The organism is Frateuria edaphi, assembly GCF_021117405.1.
In the GTDB taxonomy this organism is placed as follows: Bacteria; Pseudomonadota; Gammaproteobacteria; order Xanthomonadales; family Rhodanobacteraceae; genus Frateuria_A; species Frateuria_A edaphi.
Genome location: NZ_CP088251.1, coordinates 2,781,751 through 2,806,806, shown reverse-complemented (window position 1 = coordinate 2,806,806; position 25,056 = coordinate 2,781,751). Strand labels below are relative to the sequence as shown.

The following is a 25,056-nucleotide window of genomic DNA, read 5'->3' as shown; positions in this document are numbered from 1 at the left end:
GGAGGGGGAAGCCAGGTGTCAGCCCGCGTCGCCGCCGTCGGCCGGATGCCTCGCAGGTGGCGTGAGGGTCAGCCGGAAGCAACTGCCGCCGCCGGCCACACGCACGTATTCGAGCGACGCCTGGTTGGCTTCGCTCATCTGCCGGGCGAGGTACAGCCCCAGGCCGGTGCCGTACTCGTGCGTGGTGTAGAACGGCTCGAAGATCTGCGCGGCCACCTTGGGTGCGATGCCGGGGCCGCGGTCGATCACTTCCAGGATCGGCACGCTGTGTTCGCCCTGGCGCACCACGACCATGACCCGCGCCGGCTCGCCTGGCATGCGGCCGTAGCGCAACGCGTTCTGCACCAGGTTCCACACCACCTGCTGCAACTGCTGCGGATCGGCCACCGCGGCTACCGCCATCGAGCCGGTGATCACGCGCAGCGAGTCGCCGCCGATGTCGTTGCCCTGCTTGTATTCCTCCACGAAACCGTTGGCCCAGCGGCCCAGGTCCAGGGTTTCCGGGCGCGAGCGCTCGCGCCGGGAGAGCTGCAGGATGTTCTCGATGATCTCGTTCAGCCGCACGCAGTGGTTGTTGATGATCTCCACCATGCGCGCATCGCCGGCGGCGAGCTCCTTGGACTCGGCCAGCAGCTGCGCCGAGTAGCGGATCGCGGCGAGCGGGTTCCTGATTTCGTGCGCGATCGAGGCCGACAGGCGCCCCAGGGAGCTCAGGGTCAATTCTTCCGCACGGCGCGAGAGCAGCGAGGTGTCGTCCAGGAAGATCAGTACGTGCGAGTCGTCGTTTGGCGCCAGGCGGGTGAAGCGCGGCACCACTTCGGGTACGCCGTCGGCCAGCTGCGTGGCGGTCTCGTCCAGCTTGCCCGAGGTCATCCAGTGGTACAGCCGGCGCGAAAGCTCCGGCGCCAGCTTGCCCAGGTCGCGCTGGTCGGCCGGCGGATTGCCCAGCAGCATCCAGGCCGACTCGTTCAACTGGTGGATGCGGTTGGCGTCGTCCACCAGCAGCACGCCGGTCTTCATGCGCCGGATGATCAGCTCGTTGACCTGCGAGAGGTTGGCCAGGTCCAGGCTGCGCTGCTCGGCCAGCGCCTCGGTGGCGCGTAGCTGGCGTCCAAGTACGTGGCAGAGCGTGGTGGTGGCGAAGTAGGCCACGCCCAGCAGGCCCGATTCGAGCAGGTCGCCGTCACCGTGCGCCTCCGCGAGCAATGTATGGCCCAGCATGCCGAGCGTAGCCAGCGCCGCGAAGAAGCACGACAGCCTCAATGGCAGCACCAACGCGCCGGTGGAGAGGTTCACCGCCAGCATCATCGCGATGCCGATGCGCGCGTCGTGGATCAGCCAGGCGGCCAGCACCGCCACCATGATGTCCACCACCAGCGCGCCGGAAACCACCAGCCGTGCGTTGGCCATGGCGTTGCGGGTCTGCACCAGCATGCCGATGGCGAACAGCAGGTAGACCCCGGTCACCACATAGGCCAGTACCGGCTGGTCGACGGTCGGCCAGGTCAGCCGCGGCGAGCTGAGCGCCAGGCCCGTGTAGACCAGGGCCTGCGCCAGCCGGAAGTAGTTGAGGAAGAACAGTTCGTGGCGGATCGCCATCGCGGCCGGGCGGGCCGGCTGGAAAACGGGCGGTTCGGCGGGGAGGGTGGCTGGCACGTTGACGGCTTCGGCGCGGCGTTCGTCCGAGTATAGACAGGCCGGCGGGCGCTGCCAGGGGCGTGGCGCACGGATGGCGCGGCCAGGCGGCACTTTCCATCACGGCCGCCTTTGCGCGAAAATGCCCGGCCGTATTGCGCGATTCGTGCCCGGTTGACTCCAGGCAGCGCGCATTGCACGCCGGCAGTGTGCTGAAAGCCGCCGTCCGACCCTCTCCCGCGCCCACGCTGCCTAGCGCGCGTGCGGCCCGATACGTTTCCCCGTTCGCTCGAGGTATAGGAATGAATTTCCACGAGTACCAGGCCAAAGAGCTGTTCGCGCAGTACGGCATCACCGTACCGCCGGGCAAGGTTGCCAACTCCCCCGACGCCGCCGTCGACGCCGCCAAGGCGCTGGGCGGCTCGCAATGGATGGTCAAGGCGCAGATCCACGCAGGCGGCCGCGGCAAGGCCGGCGGCGTGAAGTTCTGCAAGAGCCTCGACGACGTGCGCGCTGCCGCCAAGGGCATGCTGGGCACGAACATGGCGACCTACCAGTCCGCTGGCCGCGCGCTGCCGGTCAACCTGGTGCTGGTGACCGACGCCACGAATATCGCCAAGGAGCTGTACCTGTCGGTGCTGGTCGACCGCGATTCGAAGTCGGTCTCCTTCATCGCCTCCAAGCACGGTGGCGTGGACATCGAGCAGGTCGCCCGCGACACGCCCGAGGACATCCACACCATCGTGGTGGACTTCGTCGAAGGCCTGCAGCCCTACCAGTGCCGCCAGCTCGGCTTCGCGATGGACCTCAATCCCAAGCAGGTCAACCAGCTGACCAAGATCATGCTGGGCCTGTACAAGCTGTTCAACGAGAAGGACCTGTCGCTGGTGGAGCTGAACCCGCTGGCGATCCTCGAGGACGGCAACCTGGCCGCGCTCGACGGCAAGGTGAACTCCGACGACAACGCCGACTTCCGCCACCCGGAACTGGTCGCCATGCGCGATCTCTCCCAGGAAGACGCCGCCGAAGCGGCCGCCGTGCAGCACAACCTCAACTACGTGACCATGGACGGCTCGATCGGCTGCATGGTCAACGGTGCGGGCCTGGCCATGGCCACCATGGACGTGATCAAGCTGGCGGGCGGCGAGCCGGCCAACTTCCTCGACGTCGGCGGCGGCGCCACCAAGGAGCGCGTGACCGAGGCGTTCAAGCTGATCCTCTCCTCCGACAAGGTGAAGGCCATCCTGGTCAACATCTTCGGCGGCATCGTGCGCTGCGACCTGATCGCCGAGGGCATCATCGCCGCGGTGAAGGAAGTGGGCCTGACCATCCCGGTGGTCGTGCGCCTGCAGGGCACCAACGTGGAGAAGGGCCGCGAACTGCTGGCCAATTCCGGCCTGGCGATCACGCCGGCTGACGATCTCAACGACGCGGCGCAGAAAGCCGTGGCCGCCGCGAAGTGAGGAGCGAACAAGCATGAGCGTTCTGGTCAACAAGAATACGAAGGTGCTGGTGCAGGGCTTCACCGGCCAGCAGGGCACCTTCCACGCCGAACAGGCGATCGACTACGGCACCAAGATCGTAGGCGGTGTCACCCCCGGCAAGGGCGGCTCCGAGCATATCGGCCTGCCGGTCTTCAATTCGATGGAAGAAGCCGTCGCCGATACCGGTGCCGACGCCTCGGTCATCTTCGTGCCGCCGCCGTTCGCGGCCGATTCGATCCTGGAAGCGATCGACGCGGGCATCCGCGTGATCGTGGCGATCACCGAGGGCATCCCGGTGCTGGACATGCTGCGCGTGAAGAACGTGCTGGCGCAGCATCCGGAGACCGTGCTGATCGGGCCGAACTGCCCCGGCATCATCACCCCGGGCGAGTGCAAGATCGGCATCATGCCGGGCCACATCCACAAGCCGGGCAAGGTCGGTATCGTGTCGCGCTCCGGCACGCTGACCTATGAGGCCGTGTTCCAGACCACCAACGAGGGCCTGGGCCAGTCCACCTGCATCGGCATCGGCGGCGACCCGATCAACGGCCTGAACTTCATCGACTGCCTGAAGCTGTTCCAGGACGATCCGCAGACCGAAGGCATCATCATGGTCGGCGAGATCGGCGGCAGCGCCGAGGAAGACGCCGCCGAGTTCATCGGCGAGTACGTGACCAAGCCGGTGGTGTCCTTCATCGCAGGTGCGTCGGCTCCTCCGGGCAAGCGCATGGGCCATGCCGGCGCGATCATCTCCGGCGGCAAGGGGACCGCGGCGGCGAAGTTTGCGGCGCTGGAGAAGGCGGGCGTGACGACGGTGAAGTCGCCGGCCGACCTCGGCAAGACGCTGGCGAAGCTGATGAAGTAAGGCGCGTCACTTCGCGCACGACAAAAGGCCACGCGAAAGCGTGGCCTTTTGCTTTTGGCTCCCTCTCCCCGCAGGGGAGAGGGAGGCACAAGCGTTGGCCCGCGGAACACCCGCCCCCACTATCATGGCGATCCCCCAACACCCCTCTCGCCCATGAGCGCCCAACTTCGCCTCGCCCTGGCCCAGTTCGACTTCTCCGTCGGCGCCGTCGCCGCCAACACCGCGAAGATCCGCGAGCTGATGAACCGGGCGCGCGTCGGCGGTGCGGACCTGGTGGCTTTCCCGGAGCTGGCGATCAGCGGCTACCCGCCCGAGGACCTGCTGATCCGCCCCAGTTTCCTGCAGGCCTGCAACGAGGCGATCGCCACGCTGGCCGAAGGCACGAACGGCCTCGCCGCGCTGGTTGGCTTCCCGCACAGCGAGGGCGAGGTTTACAACGCCGCCGCGCTGCTGCGCGAGGGACGGATCGAATGCGTCGCGCACAAGCAGGCGCTGCCCAACTACGGCGTGTTCGACGACAAGCGCTACTTCCGTCCGGGCCACGCCAGCGCCACCGGCATGGTCAACGGTGTACGCGTGGGTTTCCTGGTCTGCGAGGACATCTGGGAGCCCGAGCCGGCGGCACGGGCCGCAAAGGCGGGCGCCGAACTGATCGTGGTGATCAATGCCTCGCCCTGGGACGACGCCAAGCAGGCCACCCGCGAGGCGCTGCTTGCCGCACGCGCGAAGGAAACCGGCTGCGCCATCGTCTATCTCAACCTCGTTGGCGGCCAGGACGAGGTGGTCTACGACGGTGCCTCGATGCTGGTCAACGGCGACGGCACCATCGCCGCGCGCGCCCCCGCCTTCGTCGATGCACTGCTGTGGGCCACGTTCGACCCGACGACCCGCACGTTGGTCGCCGACCACTGGCCGGTCGCCGCCGACACGCGTCCGGAGGCCGTGCTCTATGGGGCGCTCACCCGGGGCATCCGGGACTACATCGACAAGAACGGCTTTCCCGGCGTGCTGCTGGGCCTGTCCGGCGGTATCGACTCGGCGCTGACGCTGGCGCTGGCGGTCGACGCGTTGGGCGCCGAGCGCGTCACCGCAGTGATGCTGCCGACCCGCTACACCTCGAAACTCTCGCTGGACGGCGCGCGCGAACAGGCCGAACGCCTGGGCGTGGCCTACCACGTGATCGACATCGAGCCGACCTACCAGAGCTTCCTCGCGGCGCTCACGCCCGCCTTCGCCGGCAAGGCCATGGACACCACCGAGGAGAACCTGCAATCACGCACGCGCGGCGTGATGTTGATGGGCCTTTCCAACAAGCACAGCCACCTGCTGCTCGCCACCGGCAACAAGAGCGAAATGGCGGTCGGCTACGCCACCCTCTACGGCGACATGTGCGGCGCCTACGCGCCGCTCAAGGACGTGTACAAGACGGTCGTGTACCGGCTCTCGCGCTGGCGCAACGAGGCCGGCCAGGTGATCCCGCCTGCGGTCATCGACCGCCCGCCCTCGGCGGAACTGCGCGAGGACCAGACCGACCAGGATTCGCTGCCGCCCTACGACGTACTCGACGCCATCCTCACGCGCTTCATCGAGGACGAGCAGTCCCAGGCCGAAATCGCCGCCGCGGGTTTCGACCCGGACACCGTGCGCCGGGTGGCCAGCCTGGTACTTCGCAACGAGTTCAAGCGCCGCCAGGCAGCCCCGGGCCCGCGCGTGACCACCCGCGCCTTCGGCCGCGAGCGCCGCTATCCCATCACCTCCGGCTGGCGATAGCTCCATGTAAGGCTGCCTGTGCGCGACCGCCGTCTCTCACGATCGCGTACACGTGCACTCCTGCAAGGAACGCAATGGCGACCTGCACCAAAAAAAAGGCCGGCGATGCGCCGGCCTTTTTTCTCAATGATGCCCCGAGAAGGGAATCAGCTTGCGCAACGTCGAAGGCGCATGCGGCCACTTCGGATCGGTCAGGTAGGGGTGGTCCGGGTAATTGAGCGCCAGCACCTTGCGGACGTTCTCGGCCTGCTGCTTCTGGTCCAGCGCCATGTAGCTGCGGGCGAGGATGGCGAGCGCATCGCCGGTCTGCGGCGCCTGCTGGTAGTGCTCGACCACGTACTGGGCGCGATCGGCGGACGCCACGAAAGCCTCGTTGCGCAGGTAGAACTCGGCGACGTTGATCTCGTACTGGGCCAGGATGTTGCGCAGGTAGATCATGCGCTGGCGGGCGTCGGTGGTGTAGGCGCTGTCGGGGAAGCGGCGGGCCAGTTCGGAAAAGTCGTCGAACGCCTGCAGGTTGTACGCCTGGTCGCGGCGTGCCTGCGAGCCCGTGCGGGAGATGTAGCGTTCGATCACGCCGCTGGTGCGACCGAAATTGATCAGGCCGCGCAGGTAATAGGCATAATCGACATGTTTCTGGGTCGGATACGTCTTGATGAAGCGGTTGATCGTCGAGTACGCGTCGTCCGGCTCGTTGTCCTTGTACTGCGAATAGGCCAGTTCCAGCTGCGCCTGCTCGTTGTAGTCGCCGGACGGGAAGCGCGCGATCAGGCGCTGGTAGGCCTTGGTCGCAGCGGCGTAGTCGCCGTTCATCACGTCGTCGTGGGCCGTGGCGTAGAGCTTCTCCACCGACATGGTGTCGATGGTCTCGCGCTTGGGGCCGAACAGCGAGCAGGCGCCCAGGGAAAGTCCGAGGACCAGCACGGCGAGCAATTTGAAGAATACGCGCATTGGGAATTTTTTATGGATGTGATCGTGGGGATGATAGCCCAAACCGTTGGCCACCCGCGGAGGGCGGCATGACCGTCATCCGGCACGCGGCCCAGGTCCCGCTGTCGGCGGCGGGCAGGCGTTTCGACCAGGCGCTGGCCGAGATGTTCCCCGACTACTCGCGCTCGCGCCTGACCGCCTGGATCAAGGCCGGTGCGGTGACGCTGGACGGCGCCGTGGCGCCGCCGCGCCAACTGCTGCGCGGTGGCGAACAGGTGCGGGTCGAAGCCGAGCTGGCCAACGAGGTGGAAAGCGCTCCGGAGGCCATCGACCTCGCCATCGTGCACGAGGACGAGCATGTGCTGGTGCTGGACAAGCCGGCCGGCCTGGTCGTGCACCCGGGCGCCGGCAACCCGGCCGGCACCCTGCTCAACGCGCTGCTGCACCACGATCCAAAGCTGGCCGAGCTGCCGCGCGCCGGCATCGTGCACCGGCTGGACAAGGACACCTCGGGCCTGATGGTGGTGGCCAGGTCGCTGGCCGCGCATACCGCGCTGGTGGATATGCTCTCGCGCCATGATGTGGAACGGCAGTACGAGGCGGTCGTACTCGGCACGCTGGTGGCCGGCGGCACCGTCGATGCGCCGATCGGCCGGCACATGGGCGACCGCCTGCGCCAGGCGGTGCGCGACGAGGAGGACGGCAAACACGCCATCACCCACTACCGCCTGCGCGAGCGCTTCCGCGCGCACAGCCTGATCCAGTGCAGCCTGGAGACCGGTCGCACCCACCAGATCCGCGTGCACATGGCGCACATCCACCACCCGCTGGTCGGCGATCCCTTGTATGGCACTGGCCTTCGCCTGCCCAAGGGCGCGACACCGGAACTGGTCGCGGCGTTGCGCGGCTTCCGGCGCCAGGCGCTGCACGCCGAGCGGCTGGCGTTCGAGCATCCCGCGACGGGCGAGGCGATGGCATTCGAGGCGAAACGACCCGTGGACATGAACGCATTGATCGGGACACTGCGGGCCGATGCCATGGAGCAGAGCGATCCCTATTAGCCATCAGGCTCGCGCCCGCCATAACCGCGGCTGGGAGGACTCTTGCCCGCGCACCGTGGGATGGCTATCCGCGCGCTATGCTTGTGGCTCCCCGTGACGGCCATCCCCATGACCGAACCCTGGATACTCCCCGACTGGCCCGCGCCACGCGGCGTGCACGCGGCGGTGACCACCCGCCATGGGCCCGGCATCTCCACCGGTCCCTACGCACGCTTCAACCTTGGCCTGCGCAGCGGCGACGCCGCCGAATCGGTGGCGAGCAACCGCGACGCCCTGCGCCACGCCCTCGCGCTGCCGTCCGATCCGCGCTGGCTGCGGCAGGTGCACGGCACCACCGTCGCACAGTTGGGTCCGCTCGCCAGCGCGGCGGAACCGCAGGCGGATGCCGCGGTGGCGCACCTCTCCGGCACGGTGCTCGCCATCCTTACCGCCGATTGCCTGCCTGTGCTGTTCTGCAGCGATGACGGCGCGCGCATCGGCGCTGCCCATGCAGGCTGGCGCGGGTTGGCCGCGGGCGTGCTGGAAGCCACGATCGATGCAATGGGTACCCCGCCAGCGCGCCTGCTGGCGTGGTTGGGTCCGTGCATCGGTGCCGGTTCGTACGAAGTGGGCGAGGACGTGCGCGCCGCCTTTGTCGAACCCCATCCGGCGGCGTCCGCCTGTTTCGCGTCGACGCGGCCGAACCATTGGCATTGCGATCTGGCGAGCCTGGCCCGGCTGAAACTCGCCGCGGCGGGCATCACGCGCGTTCACGGCGGGGGTTTCGATACGCTGGCCGACCAGCGCTTCTATTCCTATCGCCGGGATGGAGCGGACAGCGGTCGCTTCGCGAGTTTGATCTGGCGCGACTGAGGCAGGGTGGGCTGAAGCCCACCGCGACCTCTGGGATGGTGGCTGAAGCCCCCCCGTCCTCTCAAGCCAGGACGGGAATGCTCGCCACGCCCGCCTCGATCGCCGCGCGATGCATCGCGCAACGCGGCAACATCCGCGCGAAGTAGAACCGCGCGGTGTCCCGCTTGGCCTGTTTGAACGCCGCCGATTGCGCGCTGCCTTCGGCCGCCGCCACGCTGCGCGCCCACATGTAGGCCAGCGCGATGTAGCCGGAGTAGTAGAGGTAATCCACCGCGGCCGCGCCGAGTTCCTCCGGGTTCGCCTGCGCGCGCTCGGCCAGCGTCATCGTCAGCGCTTGCCACTCCCTGGCCGCCTTCGACAGCGGCGCGATGAAGTCGCTCAGCGCCGGGTTGCCCGCGTGCTGCTGGCAGAAGCCACCGATCTCCTCCAGGAAGTGGCGCAACCCCGCGCCCTTGAGCTGCACGATCTTGCGGCCCAGCAGGTCCATCGCCTGGATGCCGGTGGTTCCCTCGTACAGCGTGATGATCCGCGCGTCGCGCACGAACTGTTCCACGCCGTTCTCGGCGATGTAGCCGTGCCCGCCGTAGACCTGCACCGCTTCCTTGACGCTCTCCTGCGCCAGTTCGGTGAGCACGCCCTTGACGATCGGGATCAGGAACGCCACGAGCTCGCCAGCCTTCGCGCGCGCGCCTTCGTCGGCGGCGCGTTCCTCGATGTCCAGCTGCAGCGCCGCGTAGAGCATCAGCGCGCGGCCGCCCTCGACGATGGCGCGCTGGGTCAGCAGCATGCGCCGCACGTCCGGATGCACCACCAGCGGATCGGCCGGCTTGTCCGGGTAGGCCGGACCGCTCAGCGCACGGCCCTGCAGGCGCTCGCGCGCGTAGTTGAGGCTGTTCTGCAGGCCGCGCTCGGCCAGGCCGATGCCCTGCACGCCGACCGCCAGGCGCGCTGCGTTCATCATGGTGAACATGCCGAACAGGCCCTTGTGCGGCTGGCCGATCAGCCAGCCCTCGGCGCCATCGAAGTTCATCACGCAGGTGGGCGAGCCGTGGATGCCCATCTTGTGCTCGATCGCGCCGGCGGACACCGCGTTGCGCTCGCCCATCGCACCGTCGCGTGCGACCTTGAACTTCGGCACCACGAACAGCGAAATGCCGCGGCTCCCGGCCGGGGCGTCGGGCAGGCGCGCCAGCACCAGGTGCACGATGTTCTCGGTCAGATCGTGCTCGCCGGCGGTGATGAAGATCTTGGTGCCGGTGAGGCGGTAGCTGCCGTCCGCGGCCGGTTCCGCGCGCGTCTTGAGCAGCCCCAGGTCCGAGCCGGCCTGCGGCTCGGTCAGGCACATGCTGCCGCACCAGCGGCCCTCGACCATGGGCTTGAGGAAGACCTCCTTCTGCCAGTCGTCGCCGTGCAGCTGCAACGCGTGCGCCGCGCCCTGGCTGAGCAGCGGATAGTTGCCCCAGGCGAGGTTGGCCGAATCGAGCATCTCCTTCATCGCCACGCCGACGACTTCCGGCAGCGCCTGTCCGCCCATCGCCTCGGGCATCGTCAGTCCGGCCCAGCCGCCCTCGACGTAGGTGCGATAGGCCTCGCGGAAGCCCTTGGGCGTGGTCACCGTGGCGGTGGCCTTGTCGAAATGGCAGCCCTCGGCGTCGCCCGAAGCGTTGAGCGGAGCGAGCACCTGTTCGTTGAAACGCGCCGCTTCCTCCAGCACCGCATCGAGCAGGTCGCGCGTGTGGCCCTCGCCGCCGGTGAGCGGCGTCAGCGTGGCCTCCGCGCCGAACAGGTCGTGCAGCACGAAACGCATGTCGTCGAGCGGGGCCTTGTAGATCGTCATCGGGTATTCCTCGAGAAAACGTTGGGACGTGGCGTTTGCGCAGAGTGGGGTTTCAGCCACCGCGGTATGCGTTGGGAAGGGTCAGCGCCAGGTATTGGCGATGCCCGGCACGGGCGAGAGCCAGTCCTTGCCGGAGAAGTCGAAGTCGCGCGGCTCTTTCTCCTGCTCGGGCTTGGCGCGCATGCTGCCGGCAAGCGTGTAGGGCAGGGCGCCGGCGCTGCCCTTGGCGGCACTGGCCGCCAGGGCCTTGCTCATCGCGGGTGTCGGCAGCACGTCGATCTGCACCGAATCGCCGGCGAAGGCGGGGATGTCGCGCTCGAAGGCGCCATGCACGCGCACCGGCACGCTGTCGCCCATCGCCAGCTGCGCGTCCATCCCCGTGAAGTCCATGCCGCCGTAACTGTTGTTCTGGATGCGCACGGTCAGCCGCCAGGCGCCACCGGGCTGGAGTTCCAGCTGCTGGATGTTGACGGTAGGCGGAAACACGCTCTTGCGGGGAGGGCCACAGGCAACCACGCCCAGGGCCAGCGACAGCGGGACGATCCAGCGCAGGAAACGCATCGCGGGTTCTCCAAACGATCGTTCGAATTCCTGATTCTAACCACAGCCGACCGCTTAGCGTCAGCCGCTGGGGCACGCGGCCATCACGGCCGCGCCCGGTTTCGCCGTGGGCGGCGAACAGGCATCATCAGCGTCTTTCGTCCCAAGGTTGCCCACGCATGCCACGCCGCTACGTCGCCCGCCGCTCCCCCATCCACGGCAATGGCGTGTTCGCCACCGCGCCGATCAAGAAGGGCGAGGAGATCGTCGAGTACAAGGGCACGCTGATGACCCACGCCGAGGCCGACGACATGTACGGCGACGGCGGCGAAACCGGTCACACCTTCCTGTTCACGCTCAACGACGACTACATCATCGACGCCAACCGCAAGGGCAACACCGCGCGCTGGATCAACCACAGCTGCGCGCCGAACTGCCGCGCGGTGGTCGAGGAAAGCGAAAGCGGCGACCCGCGCAAGGATCGCGTGCTGATCGAGGCGATCCGCGACATCAAGCCGGGCGAGGAACTGACCTACGACTACGGCATCGTGCTGGACGTGCCCTACACCGCGCGGCTGAAGAAGCTGTGGCAGTGCCTGTGCGGCACGCCCGACTGCACCGGGACGCTGCTCAAGCCCAAGCGCTGATCCGCGTTCCTGCACGAAGGCGTTACTAACACCCGGATGACATGCGCAAGACGTCCTGCGCATGCGCCAGGCGCCATCCTCTCCGCTTCATTCGCAGGAGGATCGACATGACGCCATCGAAGAAGCTCAACGGCCGCGCCATCGCCGTGCTCGCCACCGACGGTTTCGAGTATTCGGAGCTCACCGAACCCAAGCGCCTGCTGGAGGAGGCCGGCGCGGACGTGCAGGTGGTCGCGCCGGGCGACGCCAAGGAGATCAAGGGCTGGAAAGGTGGCGACTGGGCCGGCAGCGTGCCGGTGGACATGAAGCTGGAGGAGGTCGACGTCTCCGACTTCGATGCGCTGGTGTTGCCCGGCGGCGTGATCAACCCCGACAAGCTGCGCACGCAGCCGGCCGCGGTCAAGCTGGTGCAGGCGTTCGCAAAAGCCGGCAAGACGGTGGCGGCGATCTGCCATGGGCCGTGGACGCTCATCAACGCGGGGCAGGTCGAGGGGCGCAAGGTGACGTCGTGGCCCTCGCTCCGGCAGGACTTGGAAAACGCCGGCGCGAAATGGGAAGACCGCGAAGTGGTGCGCGACGGCAACCTGATCACGAGCCGCAAGCCGGACGACATCCCGGCGTTTGCCAAGGCGGTGATCGAGGCGTTGGCGGCTTGAACGACCGCTCTCCGGCGCAGCCGGGGGAGAGGGGTAGGGAGAGATGGTGGCTTTCGGTTTTTACCCTCCCACCCCGGCCTCTCCCTGGCGGGGAGAGGGCGCCGATCTGCCTGGCGGGATCAGTCCTCCTCCACGTGGGGCTTCCACGCCTCGCTGAGCTGCCTCTGCACCGGCGGCGGCACCGCTTCGTAGTGCGAGAGATCCAGGCTGTAGCGCCCCTGCCCGCCGGTCATCGCCTTGAGTTCGGTCGGGTAGTCGGTCAACTCCGCCAACGGCGCCTGCGCACGGATCAGCAGTTCCCCGCCGCGCTGCGTGTCGGTGCCCATGATGCGTGCTCGTTTTCCGGCCAGGCTTCCGGTGACGTCGCCCACGCTGGCTTCGGGAATCGCCACCTCCACGTCCACGATCGGTTCGAGCACGATCGGCCGCGCCTTGCCGACCGCATCCATGAACGCCTTCCTGCCCGCGCTGACGAACGCCACCTCCTTCGAATCCACCGGGTGGTACTTGCCGTCGTACACGGTCACGCGCAGGTCCTGCATCGGATAGCCGGCGACGGCGCCGCTCTCCATCGCCTGGCGCACGCCCTTTTCGATCGCCGGCAGAAACTGATTGGGAATCACGCCGCCCTTGACCTCGTCGACGAACTCGAAGCCGGCGCCACGATCGAGCGGGTCCACGCGCAGGAACACCTCGCCGAACTGCCCGGCGCCGCCGGTCTGCTTCTTGTGCCGGTGGTGGCCGTCCGCGTGCGCGGCGATGGTTTCGCGGTAGGCGATGCGCGGTGGATGCGTGTCCACCTCCACGCCGTAGCGCTCGCGCATGCGCTCGAGCATCACCTTCAAGTGCAGCTCCGACAGTCCGCGCACCACAGCTTCGTTCAATTCCTTGTGGTGCTCCATCCGCAGGCACGGGTCTTCTTCGGCCAACCGCGCCAGCGCCTGCGAGAGCTTCTGTTCCTGGCCCTTGTGCCGCGGCGTGAGCGCCAGGGCGAACATCGGCTGCGGGTAGTCCATCGGCGCGAGGTGGATGCCGTCCTCATCGTGCGAGTCGTGCAGCACCGCGTCGAAGTGGATCTCCTCCACCTTGGCCACCGCCGCGATGTCGCCGGGGATCGCCTGGTCGATCTCCACGTGCGCCTTGCCGTTGAGGCGGAACAGGTGGCCGACCTTGAAGGACTTGCGCGCATCGTCGACGAACAGCTGCGTGTCGCGCCGGATCGTGCCCTGCCACATGCGGAATACGCCCAGCTTGCCGACGAACGGGTCGTTGACGATCTTGAAGACGTCGGCGATGACGTGCTTCGACGGATCGCCGTCGACCGTGATCGCCTCGCCCTGGCCATCGACGAACGGCGGCGGGTTGCCCTCGGCCGGATTGGGCAGCAGGCGCCCTGCCACGTCCAGGAATTCATTCACGCCCACGCCGGTGCGGGCGCTGACGAAGCAGATCGGCACCAGGTGGCCCTCGCGCAGGCATTGCTCGAACGCGTCGTGCAACTGCTCGCGGCTGAGCGCGCCTTCGCCGTTGTCGAGGTAGGCGCCCATCGTGGACTCGTTGATCTCCACCACCTGGTCGACGATCTGCTGGTGCGCCGCGGCGAGCGAGGAAAAGTCGGTGGTGCCCTCGTTGTGGAAGAAGCAGTCGAGCACCAGCTTGCCGCCCTGGGCGGGCAGGTTCACCGGCAGGCATTCGGGGCCGAATTCCTCGCGCAACCCATCGACCAGCTTTCCCAGCCGGGCGCCCTCGAAGTCGATCTTGTTGACCACCAGCACGCGCGCCAGGCGGCGCTCCCGCGCCCGCGCCATCATGCGGCGGGTGCCATGCTCGATCCCATTGATGGCGTTGACCACGATCGCCACCGTCTCCACCGCCGCGAAGGCGGACAGGGTGGCGCCGCGGAAGTCCGCGTAGCCCGCGGTATCGATCAGGTTGATGTGGCAGCCGTCGCGGTCGATGCTCGCGATCGCGCTGTCGATGGAATGCCCGCGCGCCTTCTCCTGCGCGTCGGTATCGGACTGGGTGGTGCCGCGCTCGACCGAGCCGGGCGTCTGGATGACGCCGCCGGCATGCAGCAAGGCTTCGAACAAGGTGGTCTTGCCGGTGCCGGCATGGCCGGCGAGCGCGATGTTGCGGATGTTTTCCGTGCTGTACGACACGAGACGTCCCTCCTTGAGCTAAGGGCGCGGACTCGCATCGGCATGAACGGCGCCGCACGAGGCCGCGCTTGGCGGCTGACGATGGCGGGCCGTCATGGTCGTCCTCGGGCGCACAGGGCGCGGGCGGGGCGGTCATGGCGGGGTGCGGCGGGTGCCGCCTGTGTAGCCTTGAGCGATCCGTTCGCGCGGTCAAGCGGCAATGCGGGCGGGAACCCCTTGGAAACGTGACGGTCTTGCGAAGGCGGGCGCGTTGACGGCCTGCTTCCCCAAGCAAGGAACTCCCCCCATCGTTTCCCCGCCGCAGCTCGAACCGCATCGTTGGCTTGCCACGTCGCCCCGCCCGGGACTGGCGCCCCTGGACGAGGACACCCGTGCGCTGCTGCGCGCCTGGCGCGAGCGGACGCCGCCGCACGAACCCTGGCGGTTTCGTCTTGCGCTTGCGCTGGTGCTGGCGCTGCACGGCCTGTTCGCCATCGTCGCGTGGTGGGAGATGCAGCCTCGTCCCACGCGCGAGGTCGTCCACGCGCGACTGGGCAGCGCTTTGCAGGTGCGCCTGATCGCGCGGCCGCGCACGGTGGCACCCGCACCACCACCTGCCGTGCCGCAACCGCCGTTGCCCACGCGACCGCCGTCGCCCTCGCGCGAGCGACCCCGCAAGGATGCGATGATGGTCAGCCTGCCTGCGCCGTCCGCCGTCCCGGCTTCCCGGACGCCACGCCTGTACGACCGCACCGGGCAACCCATGCTTCCCGCAAGCGCGGCGACCACCGCGCCGATACCCGACTACGTGCAGCGCATGCCCCAGGGCGACCGCCAGGTGATGAGCCACGACAACCCGATCAAGTACAAGGCCACGCGTTTCGAGGAATATTTCCCGTCGCCCAACGAAACCCTCGTCGGCCAGACCGTGCGCCGGGCGCTGAGCGCGACCCGCACGAACGAGCACAAGTCGGTCAACCTCGGGCATGGCATCCACCTCAAGTGCAGGACGCTGTTCGGCCTCCCCACGCCCGATTGCACCATGCCGCCCGCGCCGCCTTCGAAGAAGGATGGCGACGAGCGGCTCAACATGGCGTCCGCCCCGCTGGCGAAGGAACTGGCTCCGCCCAGGCGCAAGCTGGCCGAATGCATCGCCCTCTACCGCGCCGGCAAGCCGCTGCCGCACGGCTGCCCGGTCGATACGCCCGTGCGCGCGGTCGATGCCGAATGCGATGAAGCACGGCAGGCCGGCAAGCCGCCGCCGATGCACTGCCGCAAGCCCTGAGCCGCCTCGCCAGGATGCAATCCCTCGACCTCTAGGCCGCGCTAGAGGGCGATGATTTCCGGCCCGCAGGAAAAGCCGCCGTTCACAAGCGGCCCCCGCAACGAACGCCGGATCCTGTTCACCGGGCACGGCCCTTCCACCCCGCAAGCTACACTTTCCCCATGCCCCTGCCACCCGCGGACAAGCCGAGCGACTCGCCCGCCAAAGCGCACCCGGTCCTCATGCTGCGCTCGCCACGCGAGGCGGCGGCACAAGCGATCGTCTACCGCCGTCGGCGCGCCGAGCGGCCGCATGATCGCGCCCTGCGCATCGCCGGACTGGCCGGCACGCTGCTGGTGCATCTCATGGTGCTGTTCGGCGCCATCCTCGGCCCCGCCTACGATCTCCAGGAGCCCGAACACACGAGTGAGCCGCTGCAGGTGCGTCTGATCGACAAGCCCGAGCCGCCACCTCCGCCGCCCGTGCGCGGCACGCCGCCCAAGCGGGTCGGGCCGCGCCACCGCGGCAACACCAGCACCGCCGCTGCGGTGCAGGCCCAGCGCGCACCAAGCACGCCACCGACGCCGACGCCTTCCAGGCCCGACACGCCGGTCATCACGATCACCGCGCCGAAGGCGACCATCCAGATTGCCAAGGCCGCCGCGCCGACTCCGCCGCTCACGCTGCCGCGCCCGCAGCCGACGCCGGACCTCGCGCCTGTGCCGCTGGCCGGCACGCCGCCGCGGATCAACCTCGACGCGCCGCCGACGGTGCGCCCGGTGCCACCGAAGTTCCAACCCGAGCCGGTGCGCAAGCCGCAGGCCGAAGGCAACCGGCCGATGCCCACGCCGCCTTCGCTGGCGATGCCTGCCGTGCCCGCGCAGGCGACCCCGCCGGTCGCCACGCCCAGCATCGCGATCGACCAGGTCGCGCCGCCGAAAGCCCTGCCACCCAGCACGGTGGACCTGGTCCGACCGCAACCGCCCGCCGCGCCTGCCACGCCCCAGGTCGAGGCGATCCCGCTACCGGCACAGGCCGCGCCCACCATCAACCTGGCGCCGCAGATCAACGCACCCACGCCACTCGTGCCGCGCGAACGCCCGCGCGTGCAGGCGCCCAGCATCCAGCTCGCCGAACCGCAGCTCTCGGCCGTGCCGCTGGAAACGACGCCCGCGCCCGCGGCGCCGCAACCCTCCGCGCCCGCCATCGACGTACCCAAGGCGACCTCGCCCGCGGCACCGGTCATCCTGGCCAGCCCGCAGATCGCGGCCACGCCGTCGACCGCATCTGCACCGGCCGAAGCCGCCGCACCGTCAACTCCCGCCGGGGAAACCGCCGCCACGCAGCCAGGTAGTGCCACCACGCAGGAGAACGCACCCGCCAGCGCGCCCGAGGCGACACCGCAGGGCAGCGACACGGGCGCCCCCGGCGCCCGCGAAGGCGCATCCGAAACCGCGAGCGCCAACGGCGCACCCGCGCCGCAGGCCGGCCAGGGCAAGGGGCAGGACGAAGGCAAGCAGGGCAAGGCACAACCGGGCGCGGCCGAGGGCGCCCAGCGGGGCCGACTGGGCAGTTACATCCAGCTCAAGCCACACGGCGACACCGAAATCATGGACCATCGCGCGCCCGATATCGGTTACAGGCCCACCCGCTTCGAGGACGACTGGGCGCCCGAAGGCGAGAGTTCCATCGATACCGCCCTGCGCCACGCGGTCGAGAAGACCACCATCAAGCACACCTTTCACCTGCCGCGGGGCGTGCGGCTCAATTGCAAGGTCAGCCCGCTGTTTCCCATCGCGCTGTTCGGCTGCGGTGGCGACCCGCCCGCGAAAGCCGCCAAGGATCCGGAGCTCTACAAGCGCCTGAACCTGGCGCCAGTGAAATCGCTCGATCCCACCGTATCCAGCAGCGCGGCGACGGCCACACCGACCCCCGTGCCCGCCGCGCCGATCAAGCTGGACAACGCGGCACAATGCGCCGCTGCGCGCGTCAGCGGCGGCCCGCTGCCGCCCAATTGCGAGGGTGTCGCGCCGTCGCCTCCACCCGCGCGCGTGCCGCCCAGCAGCTCGAGCTCGTGGGTGCCGGCGAGCGACCAGTTCTGACAGCGGGCTGGGCGGCGCTCGTTGTGCCGTCCGGCAACCAGGTATCCCCTTCCCGGGGCGCCGTGATTACTACCGACCTTTCCGGGGTTTCTTCGGCTTGGGCTCGGGCATGGCACCCGCGGTCGCCAGCAGCAACGCCTGCAGCTGGTCCGAATCGTCCAGCAACTCGTCCGCGACCGGATAGGGCTTGGCGCCGGGGTAGGGCGGGCGGCGCGGCAGGTTTGCCGTCAGCTCGGCGGTGGCGTTCGCCGCCTTGACGAACAGGCTGTTGTCGCACGCGAAAGCGACCACTTTCCCGTCGATGTAGATCCCGTACTCGCCGAACATCCGCTTGAACGTAATGCGTTCGTCCAGCGCCGCCTGTTCGATGACGTAATCGATGAAGGAAAGATCTGTTGCCATGCATGGCCTCGGGAAACGCCGGCCGCCAGGGCTGGCAACGCCTCTTTATCGCACGTCCGCTCTTGTTGCGGGCGGACCCGGCGGCGGTTGGCCGCGCCAGGCCCGTCTCGCCGGCGCCGCAACCTGCCAGCGGTAATTCGATTCGCCCAGTGGCGAACGCGGGGGCGCCTCAGGCGCGGCAGCGGTTGATCTGGTCGCGCAGGGCTTCGGTGGCTTTGCGGGCGGCAGCGTCGAAGTCTTCGCCGTCGCCCGCGTAGAGGATGGCGCGGGAGGAGCTGATCATCAGGCCGGTGCCGTCAGCCGTGCGGCCATGGCGCAGGACCGCTTCGACGTCGCCGCCCTGGGCGCCGATGCCGGGGACGAGCAGGGGCATGTCGCCGACCAGGACGCGTACCTGGGCGAGTTGCTCGGGCCAGGTGGCGCCGGTGACGAGGGCGCAGTTGCCGTTCGCGTTCCAGTCGCGGGCGATGGTGCGGGCGAGGTGCTGGTAGAGCGGCAGACGTTCGCCGTTGGTGCTTTCGACGATCAGGTCCTGCAGGTCGGCGGCGCCGGGGTTGGAGGTGTGGCAGAGCAGGATCACGCCCTTGTCGGCACGGTCCAGGAAGGGCTGGATGGAGTCGCGGCCGAGGTAGGGGTTCAGGGTGACGGCGTCGGCCCGGTAGCGCTCGAAGGCTTCGGTGGCGTAGTGCTGGGCGGTCGAGCCGATGTCGCCGCGCTTGGCGTCGAGGATGACCGGCACGCCCGGATGCGCGTCGTGGATGTGGGCGATCAGGCGTTCCAGCGCGTCTTCGCCGCGAAGGGCGGCGAAGTGGGCGATCTGGGGTTTGTAGGCGCAGACCAGGTCGGCGGTGGCGTCGACGATGGCGCGGCAGAAGGTGTAGACCGCGTCGGAGGTGTCGCGCAGATGGGCGGGGAACTTGGCGGGTTCGGGGTCGAGGCCCACGCAGACGAGGGAGTCATTGCGCTGCCATGCCTGGTGCAGGGACTGCATGAAGTGCATGGGGGGCTCCTCGTTGGTGTGTAGTGTCTTTCGCTCGATGGTGCTGCCGGGCTAGAGCGGCCCCTCACCCCAGCCCTCTCCACCTAGGGGAGAGGGCGCGGGATGGCCCCTCGCGTGGAGGGGCCAAACGCTTAGGCCAGCTTCTTGTACTTCACGCGCTTGGGACCGGCGTCGTCGCCCAGGCGGCGCTTCTTGTCGGCCTCGTACTCGTTGTAGTTGCCGGGGAAGAACTCCACGTGCGAGTCGCCCTCGAAGGCGATGATGTGCGTGGCGATGCGGTCCAGGAACCAGCGGTCATGGCTGATCACCACCGCGCAGCCGGGGAACTCCAGCAGCGCGTCTTCGAGCGCGCGCAGGGTTTCCACGTCCAGGTCGTTGGACGGCTCGTCGAGCAGCAGCACGTTGCCGCCCTGCAGCAGGGTCTTGGCCATGTGCAGGCGGCCGCGTTCGCCGCCGGACAGGTTGCCGACGATCTTCTGCTGGTCGGTGCCCTTGAAGTTGAAGCGGCCGATGTAGGCGCGCGACTGGATCTCGAAGTTGCCGATGGTGAGGATGTCCGAGCCGCCGGACACTTCCTGCCACACGTTGTTCTTGGCATCGAGCGCGTCGCGCGACTGGTCGACGTAGGCGAGCTTGACCGTGTGGCCGAGCTTGACCTCGCCCGAATCGGGCTGCTCCTTGCCCATGATCATCTTCATCAGCGTCGACTTGCCCGCGCCGTTGGGACCCATCACGCCGACGATCGCACCGGCCGGGATCTTGAACGACAGGTCGTCGATCAGCAGGCGGTCGCCGAAGGACTTGCTGACGTTCTTGAACTCGATCACTTCCTGACCTAAGCGCTCGCCCGGCGGAATGAAGATCTCGTTGGTCTCGTTGCGGCGCTGGTACTCGACCGAGTTCAGTTCCTCGAAGCGGTTGAGGCGAGCCTTGCCCTTGGACTGGCGGCCCTTGGCGGCCGAGCGGATCCACTCCAGTTCCTTCTCGATCGCACGCTGGCGGGACTTCTCCTGCTGCGCTTCCTGCTTCAGGCGAGCGTCTTTCTGTTCCAGCCAGTCGGTGTAGTTGCCCTTCCACGGGATGCCGCGGCCGCGGTCGAGCTCGAGGATCCATTCGGCAGCGTTGTCCAGGAAGTAGCGGTCATGGGTGACCGCCACCACGGTGCCGGGGTAATCCTGCAGGAAATGCTCCAGCCATTCGACCGACTCGGCGTCCAGGTGGTTGGTCGGCTCGTCGAGCAGCAGCATGTCCGGCTTGGACAGCAGCAGGCGGCACAGCGCCACGCGGCGCTTCTCGCCGCCGGAGAGCGGGCCGACCGGGGCATCCCACGGCGGCAGGCGCAGCGCGTCGGCGGCCACTTCCAGCTGGCGTCCCAGCGCGTGGGCGTCGTTGGCGGCGAGCAGGTTTTCCAGCTGTTCCTGCTCCTTGGCGAGGGCGTCGAAATCGGCGCCTTCCTCGGCATAGGCGGCGTAGACCTCTTCCAGTCGCTTCTGCGCGTCGAGGATGACGTGCACGCCTTCCTCGACCACTTCGCGAACGGTCTTTTCCGGATCGAGCTGTGGTTCCTGCGCCAGGTAGCCGACCTTGATGCCCGGCTGCGGGCGGGCCTCGCCCTGGAAGTCGGTGTCCACGCCGGCCATGATCCTGAGCACTGTGGACTTGCCCGCGCCGTTGAGGCCCAGCAGGCCGATCTTGGCGCCGGGGAAGAAGCTGAGCGAGATGTCCTTGATGATCTGGCGCTTCGGGGGAACGATCTTGCTCACCCCGTTCATGGTGTAGATGTACTGCATGCTTCGGCTCCCTAAGGGCGTCCGCGGGCCGCGGGAGCGGTCCGACAGAGAAAGGCGGGGAAATGACCGCCAATTATCGCCGATCGGGCTGCGTCTTGCCACGCGGCGGGCCGTTTTCCCCTTGAGGCTCGGCGTTTTGGGCTCGGGAGCAGGGCGATGGAAGCGATCGGCGGCGTATGGAGCAGGCGGCGCGGTTGGCGCGCGCTGGAACGGTGGGTCGGCCAGCGGGTTTCCCGGCGTGGACCGACGGCGACCTTCGCCTACGAATTCCTCTGTTTCGGGGTGAAACAGGCCTCCGCCTGCCTGTTCGGCGGGTTGATGGTGGCGCTGTTGCTGGCGTCGTGGCGCTGGTACCCGCCCGATGCCCCGCTGGCGCGCTACGACTTCATCACGCTGACGGCGGTCGGAATCCAGCTGGCGTTGCTGGCGAGCGGGCTGGAGAGCCCGCGCGAGGCGCGCGTGATCGCGCTGTTCCACGTGGTCGGCACGCTGATGGAGCTGTTCAAGACGGCCGTGGGCTCGTGGACGTATCCGGAGCCCTCGCTGCTGCGCCTGGGCGGGGTGCCGCTGTTTTCCGGCTTCATGTACGCCTCGGTGGGCAGCTACATCGCACGCGCCTGGCGGCTGTTCGATTTCCGCTTCACCGGGCACCCGGGCTTTGCACCGACGCTGGGGCTGACACTGGCGATCTACCTCAACTTCTTCACCCACCATTACCTGCCGGACGCCCGGGTGTTGCTGTTCGCCGCGCTGGCGTGGCTGTTCCGGCACACCTGGGTGCACTACCGCATCCGCCGCGTGCACCGGCGCATGCCATTGCTGCTGGGCTTCGTGCTGGTGGCGCTGTTCATCTGGATGGCCGAGAACGTGGGCACCTTCAGCCGCGCCTGGCTTTATCCGCCGCAGCGCCACGGTTGGTCGATGGTCCCGGTGTCGAAGCTGGGGTCGTGGCTGCTGCTGATGGTGATCAGCTACGTGATGGTCTGGGCGTTGCACCAGCGCAAGGGAGGCGCCGATCAGGACTGAGCGCGGTCGGGTCGCGCCGCTTCGAACAACGTGCCGGCGGTGCGGGTATGCAGCGAGGCGGCGTCGAAGCCTTCTGGCAACAGGCCGGCGATCTCCAGCATCACCGCGCCGTGCAGTGCCGCCCAGATCTGGTGACCCAGCAGCGGCGCGTCGGCCTCCACCGCACCTTCGGCCACCAGCACCTCGACGTGGGCGGCGATCGTGCGCCACATGCGCGCGTGGGCTTCGCGATAGGCCGGGTCGTCGCGGCGGGGCTCGGGATACTCGAACATCAGCCGGTAGGTGGCCGTCTCGCGGCGGGCGAATGCGACGTAGGCATCGCGCACCGCGCGGCTGCGCGTGCGGCCGTCGCCAGGCGTGTCCAGCGCGCGCTCCAGTGCCTCGGAGAACCGGTGCATGCCGCGCGTACGCACCGCCGTGACGATCTGCTCCTTGCTGGCGAAGTAGCGGTAAGGCGTCATCGTGCCGCAGCCGAGCTCGGCGGCGATGCGGCGCATGCTGACGGCAGCCGGGCCTTCCTCGACGAACAGCCGTGCCGCCACCTGGCAGATGCGTTCGCGGAAGGCCTCCGCGTCGTGCTCGCTGAGCGCCTTGGGCATGTCAGCGCGTGCCCAGCGCCTTGCGGAAGAAAGCGACGGCGTCGGCGTTGATCCGCTGGTGCACTTTCGCGCGGTCCACGCCCGGCGGATCCTTGCAGATCGCGCCGGCGTCCTTCGCCAGCGCCGCCGAACAGGGCGCCAGGAAGACCCAGTGGTCCGCTTTGGGCACCTCGTTGACGCGCGCGAGGGTGGGAACGAGCGGCTTGAGGTGCAGCGCATTCTCCGAGGGCAACAGCACGTGGTCGTGCTGGCCGTACCAGAGGTCGACCGGTCGATCGATCGCGCCGGCGCCGGCCTTGTCGAAGACCAGCGACAGCGGCGCCATCACGAAGGCGGCCTTGACGCGCGGATCGGCGGTATCGCCCCAGCGGCCGATGTCGTGCTGGATATCCGCCAGGTAAGCCGCAGCCGCCTCGGGCGTGAGTTTCTTCGCCGGACCACAGGTCTCCATGTCGTCCGGGTGGCGATGGCAGTAGCCGATGAAAAGATCGAATCGCGGTTTGGCGCCGACGACGAGCAGGGCGGTGTAGCCGCCCGCCGAGAAACCGGCCACGCCGATGCGCGCCGGATCGATCAGCGTTTTCCAGTGCGCGTCCGAGAGCACCGTGTCGATGACGGCGCGCACTTCGATGGCACGCCCCACCAGCACCCTGGACGTGGCCGAGCCGCTCTGGTCGTGGAAGTTGTCGCCGGGTTGCTCGAAGGTGGCGACGACGAAGCCGTGCCGCGCGAGATAGCTGGCCAGGTCGTGGTGGCCCAGGTCCGAGCCGCCATGCCCGTGCGAGATGATCACCAGCGGCCACGGGCCAGGTGTTGGCGCAGCGTCCGATGTGGCGGCGACGTCATACGGACCGAAGGCTGTCGTACCGTGCGTCGGCGTGGACGAGGGATAGAACACGAAGCCTGGCGTCTGTGCCTGGTTGACCGGGTCCGGGAAGCTGATCGGTCGTATGCCCGCGCCCTCGACGTCCACCGCGCACAGCGCCAACGGGATCAAGAGCAGGGTGACTGCCATGAGGCAGCGCAGGCGTCGCGCAATCGGTGCCATCGAACGTTCTCCCAGGGTGGCGTGCGGTGTACGGTACGATGTACGCAACTCTGGCGCAAGCGCCCGCAGTGGCCGCGAACCCCCGCGAGGACTACACTTTTCGGCTAAACCCCGCACCCACCCCGCCGAGGCGACGCATGTTCCCGAAGGATTGCACGATCGAAGGTTTCGACCCTGAGCTGGCCAAGGCCATCGCCGACGAAGCGCGTCGCCAGGAAGACCACGTCGAGCTGATCGCCTCGGAGAACTACGCCAGCCCGCGCGTGATGGAAGCGCAGGGCTCGGTGCTGACCAACAAGTACGCCGAGGGCTACCCCGGCAAGCGCTACTACGGCGGCTGCGAGTACGTGGACGTGGCCGAACGCCTGGCCATCGATCGCGTCAAGCAGCTGTTCGGCGCCACCTACGCCAACGTGCAGCCGCACTCGGGCTCGCAGGCCAACCAGGCGGTGTACCTGGCCTTGCTGCAGCCGGGCGACACCATCCTTGGCATGAGCCTCGCCCACGGCGGCCATCTCACCCACGGCGCCAAGGTCAACATCTCCGGCAAGCTGTTCAATGCCGTGCAGTACGGCGTGAACGACGCAGGCCTGATCGACTACGACGAAGTCCAGCGCCTGGCCAGCGAGCACAAGCCGAAGATGCTGGTCGGCGGTTTCTCGGCCTACTCGCAGGTGGTCGACTGGAAGCGCATGCGCCAGATCGCCGATTCGGTCGGCGCGATCTTCTTCGTCGACATGGCGCACGTGGCCGGCCTGGTCGCCGCCGGCGTGTATCCGAGCCCGCTGCCGCACGCGCACGTGGTCACCTCGACCACCCACAAGACCCTGCGCGGTCCGCGCGGCGGCATCATCGTGGCCAGCCGCGACGCGATGGGCGAGGCGGGCGAGGAGATCGAGAAGAAGCTGCAGTCGATCGTCTTCCCGGGCATCCAGGGCGGCCCGCTGATGCACGTGATCGCGGCCAAGGCGGTCGCCTTCAAGGAAGCGCTGGAGCCTGACTTCAAGGCCTACCAGGCGCAGGTGGTGAAGAACGCGCAGGCGATGGCGAAGACCATCATCGAGCGCGGCTACAAGATCGTCTCCGGCGGCACCGAGAACCACCTGATGCTGGTCGACATGATCGGCAAGGGCGTCACCGGCAAGGATGCGGAAGCGGCGCTGGGCAAGGCCCACATCACGGTCAACAAGAACGCCGTGCCGAACGACCCGCAGAAGCCTTTCGTCACCTCGGGCCTGCGCGTGGGCACCCCGGCCGTCACCACCCGCGGCTACAAGGAAGCCGACTGCGTGGACCTGGCCAACTGGCTGTGCGACGTGCTCGACGCGCCGGGCGACGAGGCGGTGATCGCCAAGGTGCGCGAGAAGGTCGAGGCGCAGTGCAAGAACTTCCCGGTTTACGGCTGACCGG

General features: G+C 68.4%; 21 protein-coding genes. 11 read left to right on the top strand and 10 right to left on the bottom strand.

Features of this window, described 5'->3' with window-relative positions; all coding sequences use genetic code 11:
• Positions 1–18 precede the first annotated feature (18 nt).
• Complete coding sequence (locus LQ772_RS13100; RefSeq protein ID WP_231326041.1) at positions 19–1,599, bottom strand: sensor histidine kinase; 1,581 nt, start codon at positions 1,597–1,599, stop codon at positions 19–21.
• Between the two features lie 338 nt (positions 1,600–1,937).
• Between LQ772_RS13100 and sucC the strand changes: the two genes are divergently transcribed.
• The 3 genes from sucC (at position 1,938) to LQ772_RS13085 (ending at position 5,754) form a co-directional block, all read left to right on the top strand.
• Entirely contained in the window at positions 1,938–3,098 is a 1,161-nt protein-coding gene (gene sucC / locus LQ772_RS13095; RefSeq protein WP_231321343.1) for an ADP-forming succinate--CoA ligase subunit beta, read from the top strand.
• Positions 3,099–3,111: 13 nt separating this feature from the next.
• The gene (gene sucD / locus LQ772_RS13090; protein WP_231321341.1) at positions 3,112–3,984 is read left to right on the top strand and encodes a succinate--CoA ligase subunit alpha; all 873 of its coding nucleotides are present in this window, start codon (positions 3,112–3,114) and stop codon (positions 3,982–3,984) included.
• A 153-nt stretch (positions 3,985–4,137) separates the two neighbouring features.
• The gene (locus LQ772_RS13085; RefSeq protein WP_231321339.1) at positions 4,138–5,754 is read left to right on the top strand and encodes an NAD+ synthase; all 1,617 of its coding nucleotides are present in this window, start codon (positions 4,138–4,140) and stop codon (positions 5,752–5,754) included.
• A 123-nt stretch (positions 5,755–5,877) separates the two neighbouring features.
• On the opposite strand, the gene LQ772_RS13080 is transcribed toward LQ772_RS13085, so the two are convergent.
• Positions 5,878–6,705 (bottom strand): outer membrane protein assembly factor BamD, encoded by an 828-nt coding sequence (locus LQ772_RS13080; protein WP_231321337.1) that lies wholly within the window; start codon positions 6,703–6,705, stop codon positions 5,878–5,880.
• A 68-nt stretch (positions 6,706–6,773) separates the two neighbouring features.
• Here LQ772_RS13080 and rluD point away from each other — a divergent pair, with 68 nt between their 5' ends.
• Entirely contained in the window at positions 6,774–7,745 is a 972-nt protein-coding gene (gene rluD, locus LQ772_RS13075) for a 23S rRNA pseudouridine(1911/1915/1917) synthase RluD (RefSeq protein ID WP_231321336.1), read from the top strand.
• A 108-nt stretch (positions 7,746–7,853) separates the two neighbouring features.
• A complete protein-coding gene (gene pgeF / locus LQ772_RS13070) occupies positions 7,854–8,597 on the top strand; it encodes a peptidoglycan editing factor PgeF (protein ID WP_231321334.1) in 744 nt (247 codons plus the stop codon).
• 61 nt (positions 8,598–8,658) lie between these two features.
• On the opposite strand, the gene LQ772_RS13065 is transcribed toward pgeF, so the two are convergent.
• Positions 8,659–10,434: an acyl-CoA dehydrogenase C-terminal domain-containing protein gene (locus tag LQ772_RS13065; protein WP_231321332.1), complete on the bottom strand. Its 1,776-nt coding sequence runs from the start codon at positions 10,432–10,434 to the stop codon at positions 8,659–8,661.
• 81 nt (positions 10,435–10,515) lie between these two features.
• The gene (locus tag LQ772_RS13060; RefSeq protein WP_231321330.1) at positions 10,516–10,995 is read right to left on the bottom strand and encodes a hypothetical protein; all 480 of its coding nucleotides are present in this window, start codon (positions 10,993–10,995) and stop codon (positions 10,516–10,518) included.
• A 158-nt stretch (positions 10,996–11,153) separates the two neighbouring features.
• Here LQ772_RS13060 and LQ772_RS13055 point away from each other — a divergent pair, with 158 nt between their 5' ends.
• Complete coding sequence (locus tag LQ772_RS13055) at positions 11,154–11,621, top strand: SET domain-containing protein (RefSeq protein WP_231321329.1); 468 nt, start codon at positions 11,154–11,156, stop codon at positions 11,619–11,621.
• Between the two features lie 107 nt (positions 11,622–11,728).
• Positions 11,729–12,277 (top strand): type 1 glutamine amidotransferase domain-containing protein, encoded by a 549-nt coding sequence (locus LQ772_RS13050; protein ID WP_231321328.1) that lies wholly within the window; start codon positions 11,729–11,731, stop codon positions 12,275–12,277.
• A 119-nt stretch (positions 12,278–12,396) separates the two neighbouring features.
• Here the strand turns inward: LQ772_RS13050 and fusA are convergent, their stop codons facing one another.
• The gene (gene fusA / locus LQ772_RS13045; protein ID WP_231321327.1) at positions 12,397–14,436 is read right to left on the bottom strand and encodes an elongation factor G; all 2,040 of its coding nucleotides are present in this window, start codon (positions 14,434–14,436) and stop codon (positions 12,397–12,399) included.
• Positions 14,437–14,686: 250 nt separating this feature from the next.
• Between fusA and LQ772_RS13040 the strand changes: the two genes are divergently transcribed.
• Positions 14,687–15,700 (top strand): hypothetical protein, encoded by a 1,014-nt coding sequence (locus tag LQ772_RS13040; RefSeq protein WP_231321326.1) that lies wholly within the window; start codon positions 14,687–14,689, stop codon positions 15,698–15,700.
• A 161-nt stretch (positions 15,701–15,861) separates the two neighbouring features.
• Positions 15,862–17,781, top strand: a complete 1,920-nt coding sequence (locus LQ772_RS13035) for a hypothetical protein (protein WP_231321325.1) — start codon at positions 15,862–15,864, stop codon at positions 17,779–17,781.
• A gap of 69 nt (positions 17,782–17,850) precedes the next feature.
• Here the strand turns inward: LQ772_RS13035 and LQ772_RS13030 are convergent, their stop codons facing one another.
• The 3 genes from LQ772_RS13030 to ettA all read right to left on the bottom strand — a co-directional run bounded on the left by LQ772_RS13030 (position 17,851) and on the right by ettA (position 20,973).
• Positions 17,851–18,183, bottom strand: coding sequence for a TfoX/Sxy family protein (locus LQ772_RS13030; RefSeq protein WP_231321324.1), 333 nt, complete (start codon positions 18,181–18,183; stop codon positions 17,851–17,853).
• A gap of 169 nt (positions 18,184–18,352) precedes the next feature.
• On the bottom strand, positions 18,353–19,183 hold the full coding sequence (gene pyrF, locus LQ772_RS13025) for an orotidine-5'-phosphate decarboxylase (RefSeq protein ID WP_231321323.1): 831 nt from the start codon (positions 19,181–19,183) through the stop codon (positions 18,353–18,355).
• Between the two features lie 131 nt (positions 19,184–19,314).
• A complete protein-coding gene (gene ettA, locus LQ772_RS13020; protein WP_231321322.1) occupies positions 19,315–20,973 on the bottom strand; it encodes an energy-dependent translational throttle protein EttA in 1,659 nt (552 codons plus the stop codon).
• Positions 20,974–21,129: 156 nt separating this feature from the next.
• Between ettA and LQ772_RS13015 the strand changes: the two genes are divergently transcribed.
• Entirely contained in the window at positions 21,130–21,999 is an 870-nt protein-coding gene (locus tag LQ772_RS13015) for a DUF817 domain-containing protein (protein WP_231321321.1), read from the top strand.
• Here the strand turns inward: LQ772_RS13015 and LQ772_RS13010 are convergent.
• Positions 21,990–22,598 (bottom strand): TetR/AcrR family transcriptional regulator, encoded by a 609-nt coding sequence (locus tag LQ772_RS13010; protein WP_231321319.1) that lies wholly within the window; start codon positions 22,596–22,598, stop codon positions 21,990–21,992. The genes LQ772_RS13015 and LQ772_RS13010 overlap by 10 nt on opposite strands.
• 1 nt (position 22,599) lies before the next feature.
• Positions 22,600–23,646 carry an alpha/beta hydrolase family protein gene (locus LQ772_RS13005; RefSeq protein WP_231321317.1) on the bottom strand — a complete coding sequence of 349 codons (1,047 nt, stop codon included), beginning with the start codon at positions 23,644–23,646 and terminating at the stop codon, positions 22,600–22,602.
• Between the two features lie 137 nt (positions 23,647–23,783).
• Between LQ772_RS13005 and glyA the strand changes: the two genes are divergently transcribed.
• Positions 23,784–25,052: a serine hydroxymethyltransferase gene (gene glyA / locus LQ772_RS13000; RefSeq protein ID WP_231321315.1), complete on the top strand. Its 1,269-nt coding sequence runs from the start codon at positions 23,784–23,786 to the stop codon at positions 25,050–25,052.
• Positions 25,053–25,056 lie beyond the last annotated feature (4 nt).